The organism is Pedobacter westerhofensis (genome assembly GCF_900182595.1).
In the GTDB taxonomy this organism is placed as follows: domain Bacteria; phylum Bacteroidota; class Bacteroidia; order Sphingobacteriales; family Sphingobacteriaceae; genus Pedobacter; species Pedobacter westerhofensis.
In genome coordinates this window covers 1-17,759 of sequence record NZ_FXTN01000002.1, presented here as the reverse complement: position 1 = coordinate 17,759, position 17,759 = coordinate 1, and the positions used below count along the sequence as shown (strand labels likewise).

At 43.4% G+C, this 17,759-nt stretch carries 15 protein-coding genes; 7 read left to right on the top strand and 8 right to left on the bottom strand.

Annotation, left to right across the window (positions count from 1 at the left end; all coding sequences use genetic code 11):
• Positions 1 to 96: 96 nt before the first annotated feature.
• Positions 97 to 1,683: a DHA2 family efflux MFS transporter permease subunit gene (locus tag FN831_RS02895; protein WP_142526721.1), complete on the top strand. Its 1,587-nt coding sequence runs from the start codon at positions 97 to 99 to the stop codon at positions 1,681 to 1,683.
• A gap of 240 nt (positions 1,684 to 1,923) precedes the next feature.
• Here the strand turns inward: FN831_RS02895 and FN831_RS02890 are convergent, their stop codons facing one another.
• From FN831_RS02890 to FN831_RS02880, 3 genes are all read right to left on the bottom strand, one after another.
• Positions 1,924 to 2,394 (bottom strand): thioredoxin family protein, encoded by a 471-nt coding sequence (locus tag FN831_RS02890; RefSeq protein WP_142526720.1) that lies wholly within the window; start codon positions 2,392 to 2,394, stop codon positions 1,924 to 1,926.
• 17 nt (positions 2,395 to 2,411) lie between these two features.
• Entirely contained in the window at positions 2,412 to 4,391 is a 1,980-nt protein-coding gene (locus tag FN831_RS02885; protein ID WP_142526719.1) for a protein-disulfide reductase DsbD family protein, read from the bottom strand.
• Between the two features lie 214 nt (positions 4,392 to 4,605).
• A complete protein-coding gene (locus tag FN831_RS02880; RefSeq protein WP_142526718.1) occupies positions 4,606 to 5,157 on the bottom strand; it encodes a peroxiredoxin in 552 nt (183 codons plus the stop codon).
• A 173-nt stretch (positions 5,158 to 5,330) separates the two neighbouring features.
• Here FN831_RS02880 and FN831_RS02875 point away from each other — a divergent pair, with 173 nt between their 5' ends.
• The gene (locus FN831_RS02875; RefSeq protein WP_142526717.1) at positions 5,331 to 6,242 is read left to right on the top strand and encodes a type II CAAX endopeptidase family protein; all 912 of its coding nucleotides are present in this window, start codon (positions 5,331 to 5,333) and stop codon (positions 6,240 to 6,242) included.
• On the opposite strand, the gene FN831_RS02870 is transcribed toward FN831_RS02875, so the two are convergent.
• Both FN831_RS02870 and FN831_RS02865 read right to left on the bottom strand, forming a co-directional pair.
• Positions 6,208 to 6,942, bottom strand: coding sequence for an AAA family ATPase (locus FN831_RS02870; protein WP_142526716.1), 735 nt, complete (start codon positions 6,940 to 6,942; stop codon positions 6,208 to 6,210). The two genes, FN831_RS02875 and FN831_RS02870, sit on opposite strands and share 35 nt — an antisense overlap.
• Positions 6,943 to 7,074: 132 nt before the next feature.
• The gene (locus FN831_RS02865) at positions 7,075 to 8,166 is read right to left on the bottom strand and encodes an acyltransferase family protein (RefSeq protein WP_142526715.1); all 1,092 of its coding nucleotides are present in this window, start codon (positions 8,164 to 8,166) and stop codon (positions 7,075 to 7,077) included.
• A 230-nt stretch (positions 8,167 to 8,396) separates the two neighbouring features.
• Between FN831_RS02865 and FN831_RS02860 the strand changes: the two genes are divergently transcribed.
• The gene (locus FN831_RS02860) at positions 8,397 to 9,173 is read left to right on the top strand and encodes an NUDIX hydrolase (RefSeq protein ID WP_142526714.1); all 777 of its coding nucleotides are present in this window, start codon (positions 8,397 to 8,399) and stop codon (positions 9,171 to 9,173) included.
• A 63-nt stretch (positions 9,174 to 9,236) separates the two neighbouring features.
• Here the strand turns inward: FN831_RS02860 and FN831_RS02855 are convergent, their stop codons facing one another.
• Positions 9,237 to 9,827 carry a DUF308 domain-containing protein gene (locus FN831_RS02855; protein ID WP_142526713.1) on the bottom strand — a complete coding sequence of 197 codons (591 nt, stop codon included), beginning with the start codon at positions 9,825 to 9,827 and terminating at the stop codon, positions 9,237 to 9,239.
• 203 nt (positions 9,828 to 10,030) lie between these two features.
• Complete coding sequence (locus FN831_RS02850) at positions 10,031 to 10,630, bottom strand: Crp/Fnr family transcriptional regulator (RefSeq protein ID WP_142526712.1); 600 nt, start codon at positions 10,628 to 10,630, stop codon at positions 10,031 to 10,033.
• A 358-nt stretch (positions 10,631 to 10,988) separates the two neighbouring features.
• On the opposite strand from FN831_RS02850, the gene FN831_RS02845 reads away from it, so the two are divergent.
• Positions 10,989 to 13,376, top strand: a complete 2,388-nt coding sequence (locus FN831_RS02845) for an outer membrane beta-barrel family protein (RefSeq protein ID WP_142526711.1) — start codon at positions 10,989 to 10,991, stop codon at positions 13,374 to 13,376.
• Positions 13,377 to 13,421: 45 nt separating this feature from the next.
• Here FN831_RS02845 and FN831_RS02840 read toward each other — a convergent pair whose 3' ends face one another.
• Positions 13,422 to 15,155: an ATP-binding protein gene (locus tag FN831_RS02840; RefSeq protein ID WP_185960363.1), complete on the bottom strand. Its 1,734-nt coding sequence runs from the start codon at positions 15,153 to 15,155 to the stop codon at positions 13,422 to 13,424.
• Positions 15,156 to 15,313: 158 nt separating this feature from the next.
• On the opposite strand from FN831_RS02840, the gene FN831_RS02835 reads away from it, so the two are divergent.
• From FN831_RS02835 to FN831_RS02825, 3 genes are all read left to right on the top strand, one after another.
• Positions 15,314 to 15,898 (top strand): Crp/Fnr family transcriptional regulator, encoded by a 585-nt coding sequence (locus FN831_RS02835; RefSeq protein WP_142526709.1) that lies wholly within the window; start codon positions 15,314 to 15,316, stop codon positions 15,896 to 15,898.
• 68 nt (positions 15,899 to 15,966) lie between these two features.
• Positions 15,967 to 16,938, top strand: coding sequence for a quinone oxidoreductase family protein (locus tag FN831_RS02830; protein ID WP_142526708.1), 972 nt, complete (start codon positions 15,967 to 15,969; stop codon positions 16,936 to 16,938).
• Between the two features lie 246 nt (positions 16,939 to 17,184).
• Positions 17,185 to 17,759, top strand: a 575-nt coding sequence (locus FN831_RS02825) for a transposase (RefSeq protein WP_221931254.1), incomplete at its 3' end; no start/stop codon positions are given.

The window sequence follows — 17,759 nt, the reverse complement described above, 5'->3', positions numbered from 1 at the left end:
GCCGGATAATTCAGGCTGCCGCAACTATTTCTTCTATTCATTACACCACCCGAAGGCTGCCCAAAAGGCATGCCTTCGCATTTTTTTTAATCGTAAATGGAAACAACTGCTAATTCACTTGTAGAATACGGATCGCGCCGGATCATCATTACGATCACCGCTGTGGTCTGTGCAATGCTGGAACTGATTGACACCACGATCGTCAATGTGGCATTGAACGACCTGCGCGGTAATCTTGGCGCAACCGTCAACGAGATCGGCTGGGTGATCACCGCCTATTCCCTCGCCAACGTGATCATCGTACCAATGACCAGCTGGTTATCCCAGCAATTCGGGCGGCGGAATTATTTTGCGGCCTCGGTTTTAATTTTCACCATCTGTTCTTTTTTATGCGGACACGCCACGGGCATCTGGGAGCTGGTGATCTTTCGCTTTATACAGGGCCTGGGTGGCGGCGCTTTGCTGGTGACCTCGCAAACCATTATTGCCGAAAGCTGGCCCGCAGAGAAAAGGGCAATTGCCCAGGGGATTTATACCTTAGGCCTGTTAGTTGGCCCAAGTATAGGCCCAACGCTTGGCGGCTATCTGATCGACAATTATTCCTGGCCCCTGATCTTCTATATCAACGTGCCCATCGGTTTATTGGCAGCAGTGCTGGCTATCCGATATGTAAAAAGCCCCCGGTACGAAAAGAAACGACCGGCCAGCCAGGTAGACTGGCTGGGAATAGGCCTGCTCACTGCCGGTGTGGCCTCCCTGCAATACGTGCTGGAGAAAGGCCAGGAAGACGACTGGTTTAGCAGTAAACTGATCATCCTGCTTACGGTTATTGCGATATTGGGGATCCTGCTGTTTATCTGGCGGGAACTCGTGTACCAATATCCTGTTGTGGAACTGCGCGTGCTCCGTGACACCAATCTTCGTATAGGCTCGATCCTCACCTTCCTGATCGGGTTCGGCCTCTTCGGTACTACCTTTGTGCTGCCCCTGTATACACAGGGACTGCTTGGCTGGACTGCATTACAGTCGGGCTTGCTGTTGCTGCCCGGAACCTTATTTACAGCAGTGATGATTGCCCTTGTATCGCAACTGATCCAGCGCGGTGCGCAGTCCAAATACCTGATTGCGCTTGGAATGGCTGTATTTTTTGTTTACGGCTACTGGTCATATCATTTACTTACCCTTGAAACCGGGAGCAGCAATCTGTATCTGGTATTATTTGTCCGCGCTCTTGGTCTCGGATTTCTTTTCGTACCAGTTACCGCGATGTCTCTATCCACTTTAGAGGGAAAAGAGATTGGCCAGGGAGCGGCCCTTACCGGGATGCTGCGGCAACTTGGCGGCGCATTTGGCGTAGCACTCATTACAACCTTTGTTTCACGGCAGTCGCAGCAGCATCGTATTGCCCTGATTAGTCACCTGCCTGCAAATGACCCGGCTGTACAGCAAAGGGTAAACCTGCTTACTGCCCGGTTCCAGTCGCAGGGTTATGATTTGGCAGGAGCCAGACACGCAGCTTATAACCTCCTCGAAGTTACTGTTCAAAAGCAATCTACTCTGCTTTCTTATATGGATGTCTTTCTGTGGATAGGAACGCTTTTCCTGATCTGCATACCCTTTGTCCTGATCTTTGTAAGGAAATCGGCCCGTAAGATTTCGCTGGCCGAAGCGGGCGCGCATTAGTGGCCAGATGTAAAAAAGGCCAGGAACAATTCAGTCCCTGGCCAATGCATCACGTGCTGCGCCTACCACAACGCCAACAGCGTGATGCGCTCCTTTTATCCTACCACATTAAAGGAGCATTCCCAGACGAGAGTCCGGGATTTCATTAATACGTTTTTCTCTGCAGGTTTATGGAAGCAAATTTTAGCCTTATTTTTCCTTTGGATTTTAACTTAAGTTAAAACCCAAAGGAAAAATTTGCTATTTGGCTTTTGGCTTGCTGCTTTCTGTAGCTTCCAGTGCAAACTGCATGAGTCCGCTACCATTCACATAGCCTGTGTGATTGGCTACCACTTTACCATTTTCATTTACGATCAGGAGGGTTGGCAATCCTTCGATCTGCCAGGTCATGGCCAGGTTAATCCCCTCGCCTTTTTCTACGTCAACCGTGTAATTGATAAAATGCCTGTTGAAGTAAGCCACAGTCCTGGGATCCCTGAAAGTAGTTTTATGCAGTTCCTTACAGGGCGAGCACCATGTGGCATAGGCATCAACAAATACCATTTTATGACTGGCTTTGGCGGCAGCTAAAACCTCTTTATAAGTCTTTGTGCTAAACCTGATTTCCTGCCCTGCAGCGCTTTGCTGTGCATTGGCTTTAAATGAAGAGATTCCGGTAATCAGCATGGTGCAGAACAACAGCAGGCTGTATTTAAAAAATTGATTTTTCATATATATTAAATTAAATGTTACAATGAGACAGATTTTTTGGCAGCCATAATGCCCTTATCGAGGAAGCTGGTATAAGCATCTATATCCAGGTCAAACGCCCTTGGTTCCGCAGCCGGTTTCCCGTTAGGCTCCAGTACTACATAAAATGGCTGCGCATTGGTATTGAACTGTGCTTCCTGCAGGTCGCTCCATTTTTGTCCGAGTGTCTTGATGTATTTTGAGGAAACTTTGGAGGTGTATTTTTCCGATTCGCTAAGCCCCGTTCTGTCATCCACATACAGGGAGATCAGCACATAGTCGTTTTTAAGCCTTTTCAGCACCTGCGGGTCAGACCATACCGAGGCTTCCATTTTCCGGCAGTTGGTACAGCTCCAGCCTGTAAAATCCAGTAAAACAGGTTTATTCACTTTTTTTGCATAGGCCAAGCCCTCTTCATAATCATAAAATGCATCAATGTTATCCGGAGCATGGAACAGGCCGGCATACTTATGACCTGTTGAGGGCGGTGCATCTGCTGCCGGGCCGTTGCCTGTCAGCGTAAACTGCTGCGTGCTCTGTGGCGGCAACCAGCCGCTGATTGCTTTGAGGGGCGCGCCGAAAAGTCCGGGAATCAGATAGACGATAAATACCATTGTCGCCATCGCCAGGACCAGTCGTGGCAAGGGCAATGAAGTTACCTCCGTATCATGGTTTAACCTGATTTTGCCAAGAAGGTAGAAGGCAAGCGTGCCGAAGATAATGATCCAGATCCCCAGGAAGAGGTCGCGGCTCAGCAATCCCCAGTGGTAAGCCAGATCAACATTAGTGAGGTATTTGAAAGCCAGCGCCAGTTCCAGCAGGCCCAGCGAAACTTTTACCGAGTTCAGCCAGCCGCCCGATTTAGGCAGGGCTTTGAGCCATGATGGGAAGATTGCGAAAGCAGTAAAAGGCAGGGATAATGCCAGCGAGAAACCAAACATCCCCAGGGCAGGGCCGAGATATGTGCCCTTGCTTACAGCCTCTACCAGCAATGTGCCGATCAGCGGGCCGGTACAGGAGAATGAAACCAGCGCAAGTGTGAAAGCCATAAAGAACAGCCCTATCCAGCCGCCACTTTCCGACTTCTGATCGATCTTGTTCACAAAAAAAGATGGCAGCGTAATTTCGAACGCGCCCATAAATGAAAAGGCAAAAACCAGCAGAATCGCAAAAAACAGCAGGTTAAAAGAGGCGCTGCTTGCTGCCTCATTCAGTGCCGAGGCTCCAAAAATACCGGTGATCAGGAGGCCGAGCCCCACATAAATCGTGATGATAGACAATCCATAGATGACCGCAGCTCTGATCCCCTGTCCACGTGTCCCTGATCTTTTTGTAAAAAATGATACCGTGAGCGGCACCATCGGGTAGATACAGGGCAGAAAGAATGCTGCGAGCCCACCGAGAAAGCCGGCAATAAATATGCCCAGCAGCGAATGATCCGCATCAGCCATAGACTGTACAGGCGCCTGAGCTGGTGCTGTAACCTTTTGCTTTTCAGGTCGTGTGGCCTGGTTTCCGTCTGCAATCAAAGCCCCCGATACAGGAATATCAAAGTTGATATCGCTGGGCGGTAAACATTTCTGGCCACTGCAAACCATATAGGTTAAGGTGCCTGTAAGGTGGGCTTTCTCATCCGTACTGCGGACAATCTGCGTGAAAGTTACCTCATTCTCATGGTATTCAATGGTCATCCCAAAGGATTGGTCGTAACCCTTTAAGGCTGCAGGCTTTTCTGTTACCTTGCCCAGCAGCGAAGCAGAAGGTAGGTTATCAAATTTAAAAGATGTTGGCACCGGTCCGCCGCTTTTCAGAAACTGCGAGTACATATGCCATCCCTTGTCAATCGTAGCAGTAAAAGTTACCGCATATTGATCCTTACCTGTACTGGCAGATTTGAACTTCCAGTGTACCGGTGTATCGATCTTTGCAAATGCCTGCATGCTCAGCAGGCAAAAAAGCATTAAAATTAATTTTCTCATCTGAGTAATTGTCTTTTTCGTTCGTTGTTTTCTTTAGCAGTTCTCAAGAGCGCTCCCCGCCTGGTTTAGCAGTGATGAACCTTTCCGCTGATACAAATCTGCTGAGTATCCAACCGGCAAATTTTCACTAAGGTTAAACCGGGAAGAAAAATGACAGTAAATAAAAAAAGCCGGTACAATACTGTACACGGCCCAATCATCACCTATTTTAAGACTATTTGCTGTTCAGGTAAGTCAGTACCTGTTTAGAATGTTCATCGCCTTTCATGAAGTCGCGGAAACTGTAAACAATTTTTCCGTCTTTGCCAATCACGAAGGTTTCGCGGCCGGTAAGTTTCATCTCACCAAAAGCCTGTTCTTTAACGCCAAACATTCCAAGCACCTGGTTACCAGGATCGCTTAACAACTGGAATGGCAGGTGTTCCTTGCTTTGAAAAGCTTTGTGGCTTTCTACTGTACCACCGTTAATGCCCACAACAAGTGCATTGGCATCATTGTATTTCGCATAAGCATCCCGGAAAGCACAGGCTTCTTTGGTGCAAACTGCACTTTCATCCTTAGGGTAGAAAAAGATAACTACTTTTTGTTTCCCGATATGGTCAGCCAACTGGAAATCATTTCCATCCTGATCTTTCAGGGTAAAGTTTGGCGCTTTATCGCCTTTTTTTAAAGTTTCCTGTGCGGCTACTTTAGAGGCGCTAAAGGTTACAGTGCAAAGGACCATTGCCAGTGCAGCTAATGCGGATTTTTTTGATTTAATTTTCATAACTTTCTTTTTTGCTTTGTATATTTATTTGATGCTTCAAATTTCACCCGATATCTGCTGCAAATTTTTCACTTAAGTGAAAAGCAGATTTTTATTTTAGTTTTACCTTTGAAATCCGCTGCTGTACGATGCTATATGTTTAAATGAGAGGCCGGCAGTTTTATATCACGCAAATGGACATTTCTACATCACAGAGTAAAAAAGCGATCGGAATATTTCTGGTGCTGACTTTAGCCCTGAGCGCTATCGTCTGGATATTAACCCTTCACTCCGGCGAAGGCCGCATCGGCGGCAGAATTTATGGATATGGCATTATGTGGTGCCCGGCCCTCGCCACCTGGATCACCTGCAGGATCATGAAATATAAGATCAGTGATCTTGCCTGGAAATGGGGCAAGCCAAAATATTTGCTTTGGGCTTATCTTATTCCTTTGGGCTATGCACTCATCGCTTATCTGATCATATGGTTTGCCGGATGGGGAGGGTTCTACAACAAGGAATTTGTTGCTGAAGCGGCAAAATCACTGGGCTGGAGCAACCTTCCTCCGGGCGTGTTTATCGTATTATTTTTTATCGTCAACGGCGTAATTGGCTTGTTTGGAAGCATGTCTACCGCCCTGGGCGAAGAGATAGGCTGGCGCGGATTTTTAGTGCCGCATTTAAATAATGTGACAAGCTATACGTATACCTCGCTGATTGGTGGCGGCATATGGGCCTTGTGGCACTACCCTTTGATTATCTGGGGGCATTATAATGGCGGCACTCCAGTCTGGTATGGATTAACCTGTTTTACCGTAGCAGTAGTTAGCGCAAGTTTTATTTATACCTGGTTCAGGCTAAAATCCGGCAGCTTATGGGCCCCGGTAATGCTGCATGCCAGCCACAATTTATTTGTACAAAGCTTTTTTACACCCATCACCATCGTTACCAGCAGCAAAACCAGTTATTTCATAGACGAGTTTGGGGCGGCGCTTGCTGTTGTAACCCTGATCTGTGCCATTTACTTCTGGACCAGGAGGAAGGAACTGGGTCAGCAGAGCTCCCGTTTTATCAGCCATTCATCAGATGGTGCAGGTACAGTTTAGGATTGTTCAAAAAGGCTTTGGTCAGGCTAAAATGTTCCGTATCTTCATAATGGGTTTCCCTCACGCCCTCGTCATCAAACTGGTAAATCGTTGCTCCGGGATAGCAGATCAGCAAAGGGGAATGGGTAGCGATCAGGAATTGCGCCCGGCCAGTGATATCCAGTTGATGGATAACCGCCATAAAAGCTAATACCCTTGCCGGCGACAGTGCTGCTTCAGGCTCGTCAAGAATGTAAATGCCCGATTCAAACTGATTGTTAAATAAAGCGAGGAACGACTCCCCATGCGATTGCTCATTCAGTGATTTTCCGCCATATGCCTGCAGAATCCGGGCATCCTCTTTTGCGAGCTCATCTATATAGGAAGCGAAATTGAAAAAGCTTTCTGCCCGCATAAAAAAACCATCGTTGATCTTCCGTGGCGACCAGGATAATTCCAGCAGGTCTGCCAGTGGCGATTCATATCCGTCAAAGCGATAGCCTGTATTCAGATTGTGGTTTCTGTTTCCGCCTCTCAGGCTAAACCCGCAGCGTTCGGCAATACCTTCAAGCAGTGTAGATTTCCCTGAGCCATTTTCACCCACAAAAAACGTCACATTGTTAGTGAGTTTAAGTTGCATTCCTTTGCTGAGGCTTGGAATGTTCCGCAGGTAGCTGGCCTCAGTTAAGGGCGGAATTGATACTTGTATTAAGTTTGGCATTTTTATAGCTTTAATTAAATATAAAACAAGTGGGCGGGTTATCCAATTTTTCTATAAAAAGTAAGCTAATATTGTCAAAAATGTAAATATTGATCTGGAACAGCTGGCTGGTGGTAGCGACACAATTTTTATCTAAATACTTTTTCTGATTTTCGCATTCAAATATTTACGGATAGGCGCATCAATATAGATCATGACCAAATAAGCCATCCCAATTAATAAAAATATTGATATACTGATGATCACCACCATTTCATTCATCGGCGGTTTTTTCGCTTCTACATAACTCAGGAAAATCCAAAGAAAAGGATAATGGATCATATATAAGGGATAAGAAATATCCCCCAGGAACTTACAGACCTTATTATAAACAGTATGCAGACCTGCTCCTGCCCCCAGGGCAACCAAAAACGGAAAATAAATGATAGCAACTGCTGAATCTATTATCGCATTAGCTTTATCATGAAAGGGAATTAAAAAGACAGCAAACAGTAAGATGCCCATCACCAGAAAGTTTAAAGACGATTTGATCATCCAGCTGTTGCGGTAAACCACTATACCTGCAAGAAAGGAATAAAACATCCTGATGCCCCCACCGAAAAAGTTTTCACCCCCAAATCCTACTGCCAGGTTCCCTGCAAAATGGGCTTCATAAATAAGCAGCAGGGCCGCAATGAATACCAGTGCGTATAATAATGGTTTTTTTATTTTGTAGAGTATAAAAACATAAAAAATGTTCGCAATATATTCCCAGAAAAGTGACCATGTTGGCGGATTAAGATGAAAGAGGTTAAAATAGCGCTCATGCACCAGTGGGTATGGGATCATCAAACCAGCAGAAAGGAACATGAGCAACGTTTTGCCTGATCCATAGCCCTCATAAAGATTGCTGAAAGGATCAAATATAAAAGCGAGCAGGCCGATTACCGCACCAATCACTACAAGCACGTGCAAACGGATCAGCCGCGATTGAATAAACCGTAGCACGCCCATGCGCTCTACCCTGCTGTCATACGCGTAGGCAATTACAAAACCTGAAAGGCAGAAAAAGAAATCGACCGCCAGGTAACTGTGTGCAATAAAATTGTCCTTATAATCGGGAACGGCAAATTCCATAAAATGGAAAATAACTACAGCAATGGCCGCAATGCCCCGTAATCCATCAAGGATTTCAAAATGTTGCCTGGTTTTTAAAATGGTCTGATCGGATTGTACGGTATTCATCTGGTTAGTTCTCCTTGCTCATCCTGCATTAAAAACATGCTTCTGAGCCTGTAGCAAAGAAACAGAATAAATCCAGTACGCCACCAACAATACGGATCAACCTTTCAACGATTAGTCTCAATCTGCCTTTCAACCATTAGTTCCACTCTGTGGCGAAGATACAAAATCCCTATATTTAGTAAATTTTACTAATTAGTCTTTTTGCCACATCTGAAATGGTACTTTTGAATATGCAAACGGAAGAAGAATTTAAAGATTTTATACTTAACGGTCATCTGCATTATATTCCAAATGTATCAATAGACTGTGCAATCTTTGGCTATCATGAGCAGACGCTGAAATTAATGCTGATCAGGCACAGAAACATGAGCAGCTGGAGCTTGCCCGGAGGACATATTAAACGCAGCGAAACCCTGGTGGAGGCTGCGTCCCGTAATGTGAGAATGCACACGGGGCTTGACAATCTCTTTTTGCAGCAGTTTAAAACATTTGGTGATCCCAACCGCATTCAATTCAATAAGTTTGACAAAGAGAAGTGGTTTGAAATTACCGGGCTGACATCGTGGGAAGGCAACTGGCTCATGGATCATACCATTTCCGTAGGCTTTTATGCAGTTACTGACTTTTCAGAAACCGTACTTCAAACCGATATCAGCATCGCGGAATGCGCCTGGTTTGACATTGGCAGCCTGCCCCCCTTAGAGTTTGATCACAGCGAAATGGTAAAGGAAGCGCTGCATACCATGCGCCTGCATCTGTACCATTATCCGATTGGTCTTAATATGCTACCAGAGAAATTCACATTAAGTGAAATCCATGCGCTATATGAAACCCTGCTGGGCAAAAAACTGGATGTAAGTAATTTCCCTAAAAAGCTGATCGCTCTGGGCCTGTTAAACAAACTGACGGAAAAGCGAAGTATCGGCGCACACCGCTCACCACATTTATATAGCTTTGATAGGGAAAAGTATACATTGGCACTGAAAGAAGGATTAGTATTAAGCTAAAACAAAAAACGCCGGCAGGAATATATCCCGCCAGCGCATGTTACCAAAATTATGTAGATGGACTTATGCAGTAACACTTGCATCTTTAATGGTTTTACCTAAACGGAAGGCAGCCAAAGCAAAGTAAAATGCACCAAATGCTGAGTACCCGGCCAGTGTATCCACACCCTGGTTAGGTACATGTGCTTTAGCGAAAATCGCGACACCGGCTAACATGGATTGGGCACCACTGATGATCATTGGCCATTGTCCCTCAAAGTTTTTCCTGCGGCGGATACCTATGATCAGCTGAAAAAGCCCTGCCAGAAATGCCCATACTCCAAACACCATTAGTGCTTCAGGAATGCCGGTTTGCAGCGCAACCGTTACTGCGATAGCTGTAAGTATACTTACACCCATATTGATATACTGCGGGGTTTTGTCTACCGTAGCCGGATTGGCGTTGATATCGAAATATGTCGCCACAGCATCCCATGCAGGGTAAATGATAAATAGAATGGTTGCAAGCGTATGATTTGTTTTCGCCACTGTGAGTACCAGGGCTATCCATGTTAATGAGAATATTACACGTGTAATATAAAGTTTACGCAATGCAGTTGCAGTTTGCACAGCCTGGCTGGCACCACCGTAATTAGATTGATTTGTTGTTGTCATGATATGATCTTTTTGATGATTTGATAATCAAAGGTATGCTGTATCCTCATTCCGGTTTTTCACTTAAGTTAAAACCCCGGTAAAAATCTCATGAAAATACTCAATATTTTTGTTATCTATCTTTAATTCAAATAGAAAGGCATTTCATTCAAAGCACAAATGGCTTCCAGAAGACTTGACCATATGAAAGTATAAAAACATATTTATTGATATTCCTTGGTGGTGATCCTTTTGCGGATACGGCTTAATGAAGGATTCGTAATCCCCAGATAAGAAGAAATGTGATAAGCTGGAATACGTTCAAGGATAGTTGGATGTTCATCCAACAGCCGCATATAACGCTTTTCATGCGAAACAAAAAGCAGCTCCTCTGTTCGGGACTGCGAATAGGTGAAAAATAATTCGGCCAGCAACCTTCCGAAAACCGCCCAGTTAGGATGCGTTTTGTACAGGCTGCTTAAATTGCTATTGGAAATATAGATCATTTCAGAATCTTCCATGGCCTGGATAAAATAGTGGCAGATCTTTTGGTTGAGATGGCTTCTGAATGAGACTAAAAACTGATTTTCAGAAAAGAAAAACAGGTTCTTCTCTAAACCGGTTTCCTCATCCATAATATACACCCTGAAGATTCCTTTAATTACCAATCCCAGATCATTGCACACGATATCCTGCAAATTGAAAAAATCTCCTTTATAAACTTTGCGCGGTTTCCAGAATGGCCGGCTTTCATCAATGTCTTTATCAGTCAGCGCAGCAAAGTTGATCAGGTGTGTTCTAAGTGTTTCAAAATGTTCGCTCATAATGTTTTGATGCTTACTGCAGAATCATCTGCGTAGATTATTTAAATTTTTGTTTTTTTCGAAAGCATTAATAACTGGTGTTGAGATGATTTACTACAATTATTTGGTGAAGCAACCATTCATTTAGTAAAATTCACAAAATAAAGGTATGCAATATTTCTATCATTTAGTAAAAATAACTAAATGAATTTTAAATGCTCTTTTTTAATCATAGTAAAGCAATTCACGATGTTAGTTTAGAATTCATGAATTACCATCCAAAAATAAAATGATTCTTTCCCGTAGAAAATGATACTTCTTAATGATAACTTATTACCTTTAATACAATTCCCGAACGCTAAAAGCCGGTAACCTTCTCATGATCAAGACGCTCTCATTTTTCATTCTTTTACTTTTTTTCGGTGAACTCGCACAAGCGCAAAACATTCGCTTCAATATCAAAGATTTCAAAGATAAGGGTGCTTTGCCGGCAGTTAGCTTCACCATATCAAAAGATACTACATTCAGGAAAGTACTGTTAACAGATCAGAATGGCAGGATAAATATTCCTGACTTACCGGCAGGCCGGTACCGGATCCAAACTTCTTATGTAGGATATTCGGTAACCGACACCACTTTTAATATTAGAGATCAAGAGGAGATCACGCTTTTTCTGAGAGAGGAGGCCATTTCATTGAAGGGTGTTGCAATACGTGCTCAAAAGAAGTTCATTGAAAATAAAAACGGCAATTTCATCATGAATATACAGGAAAATACACTGGCAAAAACTTCAAATACATGGGAGGCTTTAAAGTTTGGCCCTCTGGTAGAAGCCGGAATGGATGGCAGCCTGAAAATATCAAACAAAGCCGCAACTGTTTTTATAGACGGGCGGCAGCTGTTTCTCAGTGGTGATGAACTGATGAAATACCTGGAAAACATCCCTTCGGCCAATATAGAAAAAGTTGAAATCTCTGCGCACCCTGGTGCCAAATACGATTCGAATATCGGTGCAGTGATTTTAATTACTACAACTAATATGCGGTACGAAGGCGTTAAGGGGACTTTAAGCTTAGCCAACACGAACGGGGTGTATTCCAGATACAACGGAGGACTCACTATTGATGCAAAAAAAGGAAAACTTACTTCGCAGGCAGGTTATACCTATGGGCGGTCCAAAACAGAAAATGTATCAGTTCTTAGTACCGCTGTGAATTCTAAAAACCTGCCCTGGCAGGTAGATCAGACCGGGTTAAACAGAAGTGATCGTCATCGCATATTTGGCAATCTGGGAGTTGATTTTGATCGTAACAACCAGCTCACTTTGTATGCCGAATATGCACCGAACAATACTGACAACTTTTTTAATGGTAACAATGGCGCCTATACCGCTGAGAGGAAACAATTACAAGATTCCGTATGGCAAAGTTCCAATGCGGTGAATGGCTCTTCCAAAATCTTTTCATCACAGGCACAATATGAAATCAAGTGGGACAGCACCAGGCACAGTGTAAAATTTATTGCGGCTTATTCTAAAAATAAGAACAACAGTACCATCATTAATGACTTTGCTAATTATAACAGCGAAAGCATATTGCAACCAAAAACGCCATATTACAAAGCTGTGCTGCCCGGCAATACTGAGTTCGTGACGCTTTCAGGTCAGTATGTGCATCCCTTTTTAAAGGGCGAATGGATTTCTGGCGCAAGATATTACAATACCACTCTGGAGAATGAAAACCTGGCGCTCAATTATACGGACGCAGAAAGAACCTTAAATGAAATGATCAGCAACAGGATAAATTTCAGGTACAATGAGGTTAATTATGGCCTGTTTACTTCCTGGGAAGCTCAGCTGAAGTCCTGGTATTTTCAGCTGGGGTTAAGGGCAGAACAAAATCAGGTGTTTTCTCAAACCAACGGCAGCGGCAAAGAAAAAATATATGATAAGCTCAGTCCTTTTCCTTCCCTCTATATCCAGAAAAAAATCAATGACAGGAATGCTTTGGATATCAATTACAGCAAGCAGATTTCCCGGCCTGACTATAGTCTGTTAAACCCCTTTTCCAGGTTTACTGATAACACTGTTGCCAACTTTGTTGGAAACAGCGACATCAAACCTGCCATTAATCATAATATCAATGTAAGCTATACATACAATAACAAGCTGGTATTTAATTTCGGTGCAGTGATATTCAAGGACTTGATTTCATCGGTGCTTGCGCAAAACGATCAGGGCCTGTTGCAACAACAATACGACAATTTTAATGGCGCCTATTATTATTTGGGCGGGTACTATTCGCTAAACCCGCTTTCCTTCTGGCAATTGAGGATCAACGGAAGGCTCCTCACCATAGATTTGAAACCCTATCGCGATTTGCCTTTGTCCAGCTCCAATATTAACGTCTATGGAAACATTAATAATGATTTTACCTTTGCCAAAAACTGGAAAATCGGGATAGGTTTTAACGGCAGTAACGTGAATAGTGATCAGCTATACCATCATCTTGGTTACAGTAATATGAGCGCATCCCTTGTAAAGGAATTTAAAAAGCCTCAGTTGATCCTGTATATACGGGGCAATGATATTTTCAAAGGGACTTACGAAGGGGAAAAGGCCTTATTTCTGCCATACAGCAGCAGGGCCTACAATGACACCCGTACTATAGCTTTTGGCCTCACTTACAGATTTGGCAAACAAACTGTCAAAGCTAAAGAACTGACTAAGGATGATAACTTGCAGGAGGCAAACCAAAGAATCAAATGATCAGCGGAACCTGATCTTCAGGCTTTAATCTATATCTAAATAAAATTACGCATCCTGCGATCTCATTAATAGTAAGTTCCTCAGTTCGTCGAGTTGAAATGGTTTAGGCAAATAATCGTTCATTCCATATTCTCTAACTTTAATCTGTATATCATCAGACACCGTAGCCGTTAGCGCGATGATGTATACATTGGCTTTGCTTTGGTCTTCCAGTTGTCGTATCTCCCTCGTAGCTTCAATTCCATCCATCACAGGCATATGCATATCCATCAGAATCACATCATAGTGATTTTTGGCAAGAAGTTCAAGTACCTCCGTTCCATTCTCCGCAACATCAGCACTTATCTCCCACCTTTTAAAGACCTGCTGCATAAAATAGATGTTCATCATATTATCTTCCGCCAGCAGGATGCGGATCTCAGTCAGTTTTTTTTCCTCCTGTGGCTCTCCTGATCTGTTTTGCAGAACATTCGCCGTTGTTTGCTTCATTGCAATCTCAAAGCTAAAGCTGGTGCCCTGTCCCTGAACGCTTTTCACCTGTATCTGGCCGCCGAACGCTTCCACTAATTTTTTCACAATAGACAGCCCAAGTCCGGTTCCGCCAAACTTACGGGTTGTACTGTTTGAAGCCTGCCTGAAAGGTTCAAAAATATTCTCCAGCTGACTTTCGCTGATGCCTATTCCGGTATCGCTAACCTGAATTCTGATTTTATCATATTCCGGAGTTTGCCCCAGCAGTTCTGCACTAACGGTTATCTGTCCTTCGTTGGTAAACTTCATTGCATTTCCCAGCAGATTATACATAATCTGACCCAAACGCGTAGGGTCTCCCAAAAAACTCACCTCTTTTAATGCCTCATCAATCTCGATCACAACTGCTAATTTTTTGGCTGTGTGCTGACGGGCAACGCTTTCAGATATATTATTCAAAAGAGCGGACAGGTTAAATGGAATCACTTCAAGTTCCAGCTTACCAGAATCAAACTTATTGATATCCAAAATATCATTGATCAGCGTAAGCAGTCCTTCAGCCGAAAATTTGAGCATATCCAGTTCCTGTTTCTGCCTCGGGTCCGAGTTGTTGTGTATAAGCAAGCCTGAGATCCCGATTACTGAATTTAAAGGGGTGCGCAGTTCATGTGACATAGTGGAGAGGAAGTTTGTCCTGTGTTCATTTGAAATCCTGAGCTGCTCGTTCAACGACTCCATTTCACGCAGATTGCCGTACAGCACACCATGAAAATAGATATGAGACAACAAGATAACCATAAAATTGATACAGATATACAGATCGTTTGTAACCATAGGAAGCGGATGCAGGCCATCCATCCTAAATCCGATATAATGGTATAAAATGACCGCTGCCGCTGCGATTAAAGTGTAGATCACGCCCCAGAACTTGTTCAGCCCGTAAAACGCGGATATGATCACCATATAGATACATTGTATTGAAATGATATCTGCGCCAACATGCTGATTAAACACCCTGTAGTAAAGATGCAGTATAGTACCAATGATTGCATAATGAATGCCCCAGTACAGTAATTTGGGAAAACGTTTCAGGAGCATTATCATGATGATAGATGTGACTATTAAGCGCAAAGCCCTGAAGCTTCCCATGCCATGGTACCTTACAATAGCATCCCCCAGATATAACAATCCCTTCAACACATTAGCACCGAGCATCAGGTAAAACAATTTTAATTTTGCCGTTTGAATGGAGGTGCTTCCTAATAAGAAAAACGACTCACGTAACTTTCGAATTAATTTATTAACCATATCGCTGAATATATCGATCATGTAAGTTAACAAATGTAAAGCTATCGTTCCATTTTGAGAAGAGCATTGATTATTAAATCCTTTGAAAATTCGGGCTCATAGATTATTTGGATACTTTTGATTAATTCAGGTATATTCAGTCAAGTTAGAAGAACAAGATGATCTTTCAATTCCAAAAACAATTTCCTCAGTTGAATTCCTATTGGGAGCGCTACCTTCCCTATCAGAAACGGCTGGATATTCCCGCAAAAACAAATTTATTAGACGAAGGTACGATATCACAATACGCGATATATATTGAAAAAGGCAGCCTCCGCTCCTATTTCAATAATAATGGCGAAGAGAAGACCGTACAGTTCTTTTTTGAAGAAGAAGGTTTAAGTTCCCTGGATAGCTTTGTAAACAATTTACCCAGCCCATTTACCATTGTAACGATGGAGCCTTCAATCGTTTACTTGCTGCACCGGAAGCATGTCCTGTTATTAATGGACGAGCTAAGCAAAGAAACAGATTTCCTGATGATGTTTATGAAAATTACGGCAAGCCGTCTTACACATTATTCTGGTGAATTTATTTCCTTTATCAGGGATAGTCGGGAACAACGCTATCTGCGGTTACTAAATGAAAGGCCACATATTGTTCAGCGGGTCAGTCAGCATTATATCGCTTCCTATCTTGGTGTAAGCACAGTTCATCTCAGCCGTATCAAGAGTAAAATAGCCAAAGGGAATGCACATTTCTAAAGTTAGTAACATATGTTATTGCTCCGGCCCTGGCGTTGCTGCAACTTTGCTTTACAAAAATCAGAAACATGAAAGCAGCAGTAATTTACCAGAACAGCAAATTGCCCCAATATGTGGAATTTCCAAACCCTGAACCAGCAACAGAAAATGAGATCCTGGTCAGTGTTAAGGCAGTGGCCATCAAAAATTTTGATAAGGGCCAGGCCAGCGGAACACATTACACCAGCGAAATCCCCAATGAAAAAGGCAAGGTCATCGGCAGCGATGGCGTCTGTTTGCTGGAGGATGGCACACGTGTTTATGGCATAGCTACCAGCGGGATGCTGGCGGAGAAAGCTACTATCTCCAAAGATCGTTATGTTAAAATTCCGGACGCGCTTGACGACGCAACGGCGGCGGCATTGCCAAACGCAGTGTTCGGCGCAGCGATGGCCCTCAAATACAAAGCAGGGATTAAACCGGGAGATGTTGTACTGATCAACGGAGCAACAGGTTTTACCGGAAGGATTGCCGTGCAGATTGCCAAACACTACGGTGCGGGCAAAGTAATCGTGACGGGCCGTAACCTGCAGTCGCTGACAGAACTGCTTGCCATTGGCGCCGATGATATGATACAGGTCTCATCTGATGATCACCAGTTCAGCAGATCAATCGAAGCTATACAGGAGGTTACCCCCATCAATATCGTCATCGACTATTTATGGGGACATACAGCTGAAATCATCCTTAATCAATTGAAGGGCGACGGAGGATTTGGCAACCCTATACAATATGTTTCGGTAGGCAGCATGGCCGGCGACGAGATTAAGCTGTCTTCTATGATTTTACGCAGCAGTAACCTGCAGCTGACCGGTTCGGGACTTGGTTCGTGGACCAGGGAAGAGGTAGGAGAACTTTTTTCATCGATACTGCCAGAAATGTTCCAGCTTGCCGCAGAAAAGAAAATAGTACTTGAAACCCTCAGCGTACCGATTGACAGGATTAATAGTGTATGGGAGCTGGAAGTTACGGATGGAAAACGACTCGTGGTAACCATATAAAAGGAAGTAGTGTATATTTGAATATTACATTTCCTTTAAAATGGCAACTTTTGATAAAGAAGTACAGATAACATACATCAGGAGCGTCAACAAGGCGCTACAATATATAGATGAAAATCTTGATACAGATTTGTCCCTGGAAAAGATTTCAGAAGTTGCCTGCTTTTCGAGACTGTAAATCAAACTGTGTCAACTCTTGATAATCAAGAGTAAGAATAAGTAAATTAGTATAAACTTATGGACACAATGAACAGTAAAAAACCATTTGATTTTGAACGCTTCAAAGAAGAAGCAATGGAAGGCCTCTACAATGGTAAAAAGATGGGCGGTACCGATGGTGTATTTGCCCCCATGCTCAAACATCTCCTTGAATCGATGATGGATGGAGAACTTGATAGCCATCTGGCTGAGAGCAAGTCATCAGGAGAAAATAATCGCCGAAATGGCAAGACAAAAAAGACCGTAAGGAGCCTTCAGTCTGGACATTTTGAATTAGAGAGCAACCGCGATAGAAATGGCACTTTTGAACCAAAAATCGTTCCCAAACGGCAGTTAATTATAACTGAGGAACTGGAAGACAATGTAATCGCGATGTATGCACGTGGCATGAGTACGCGCAATATATCTGATTACGTTAAAGAGATGTATGCAATGAATATTTCCGCCACTGAAATATCTCATATCACAGATAAGATCATTCCAGCGATGAATGAATGGCGGAATCGACCTTTAGAAGCAGTTTATCCCTTTGTATTCCTGGACTGCATTCATTACAAAGTTCGGGAGAGCGGTGGCGTTGAATCCCGGGCGATTTATAATAT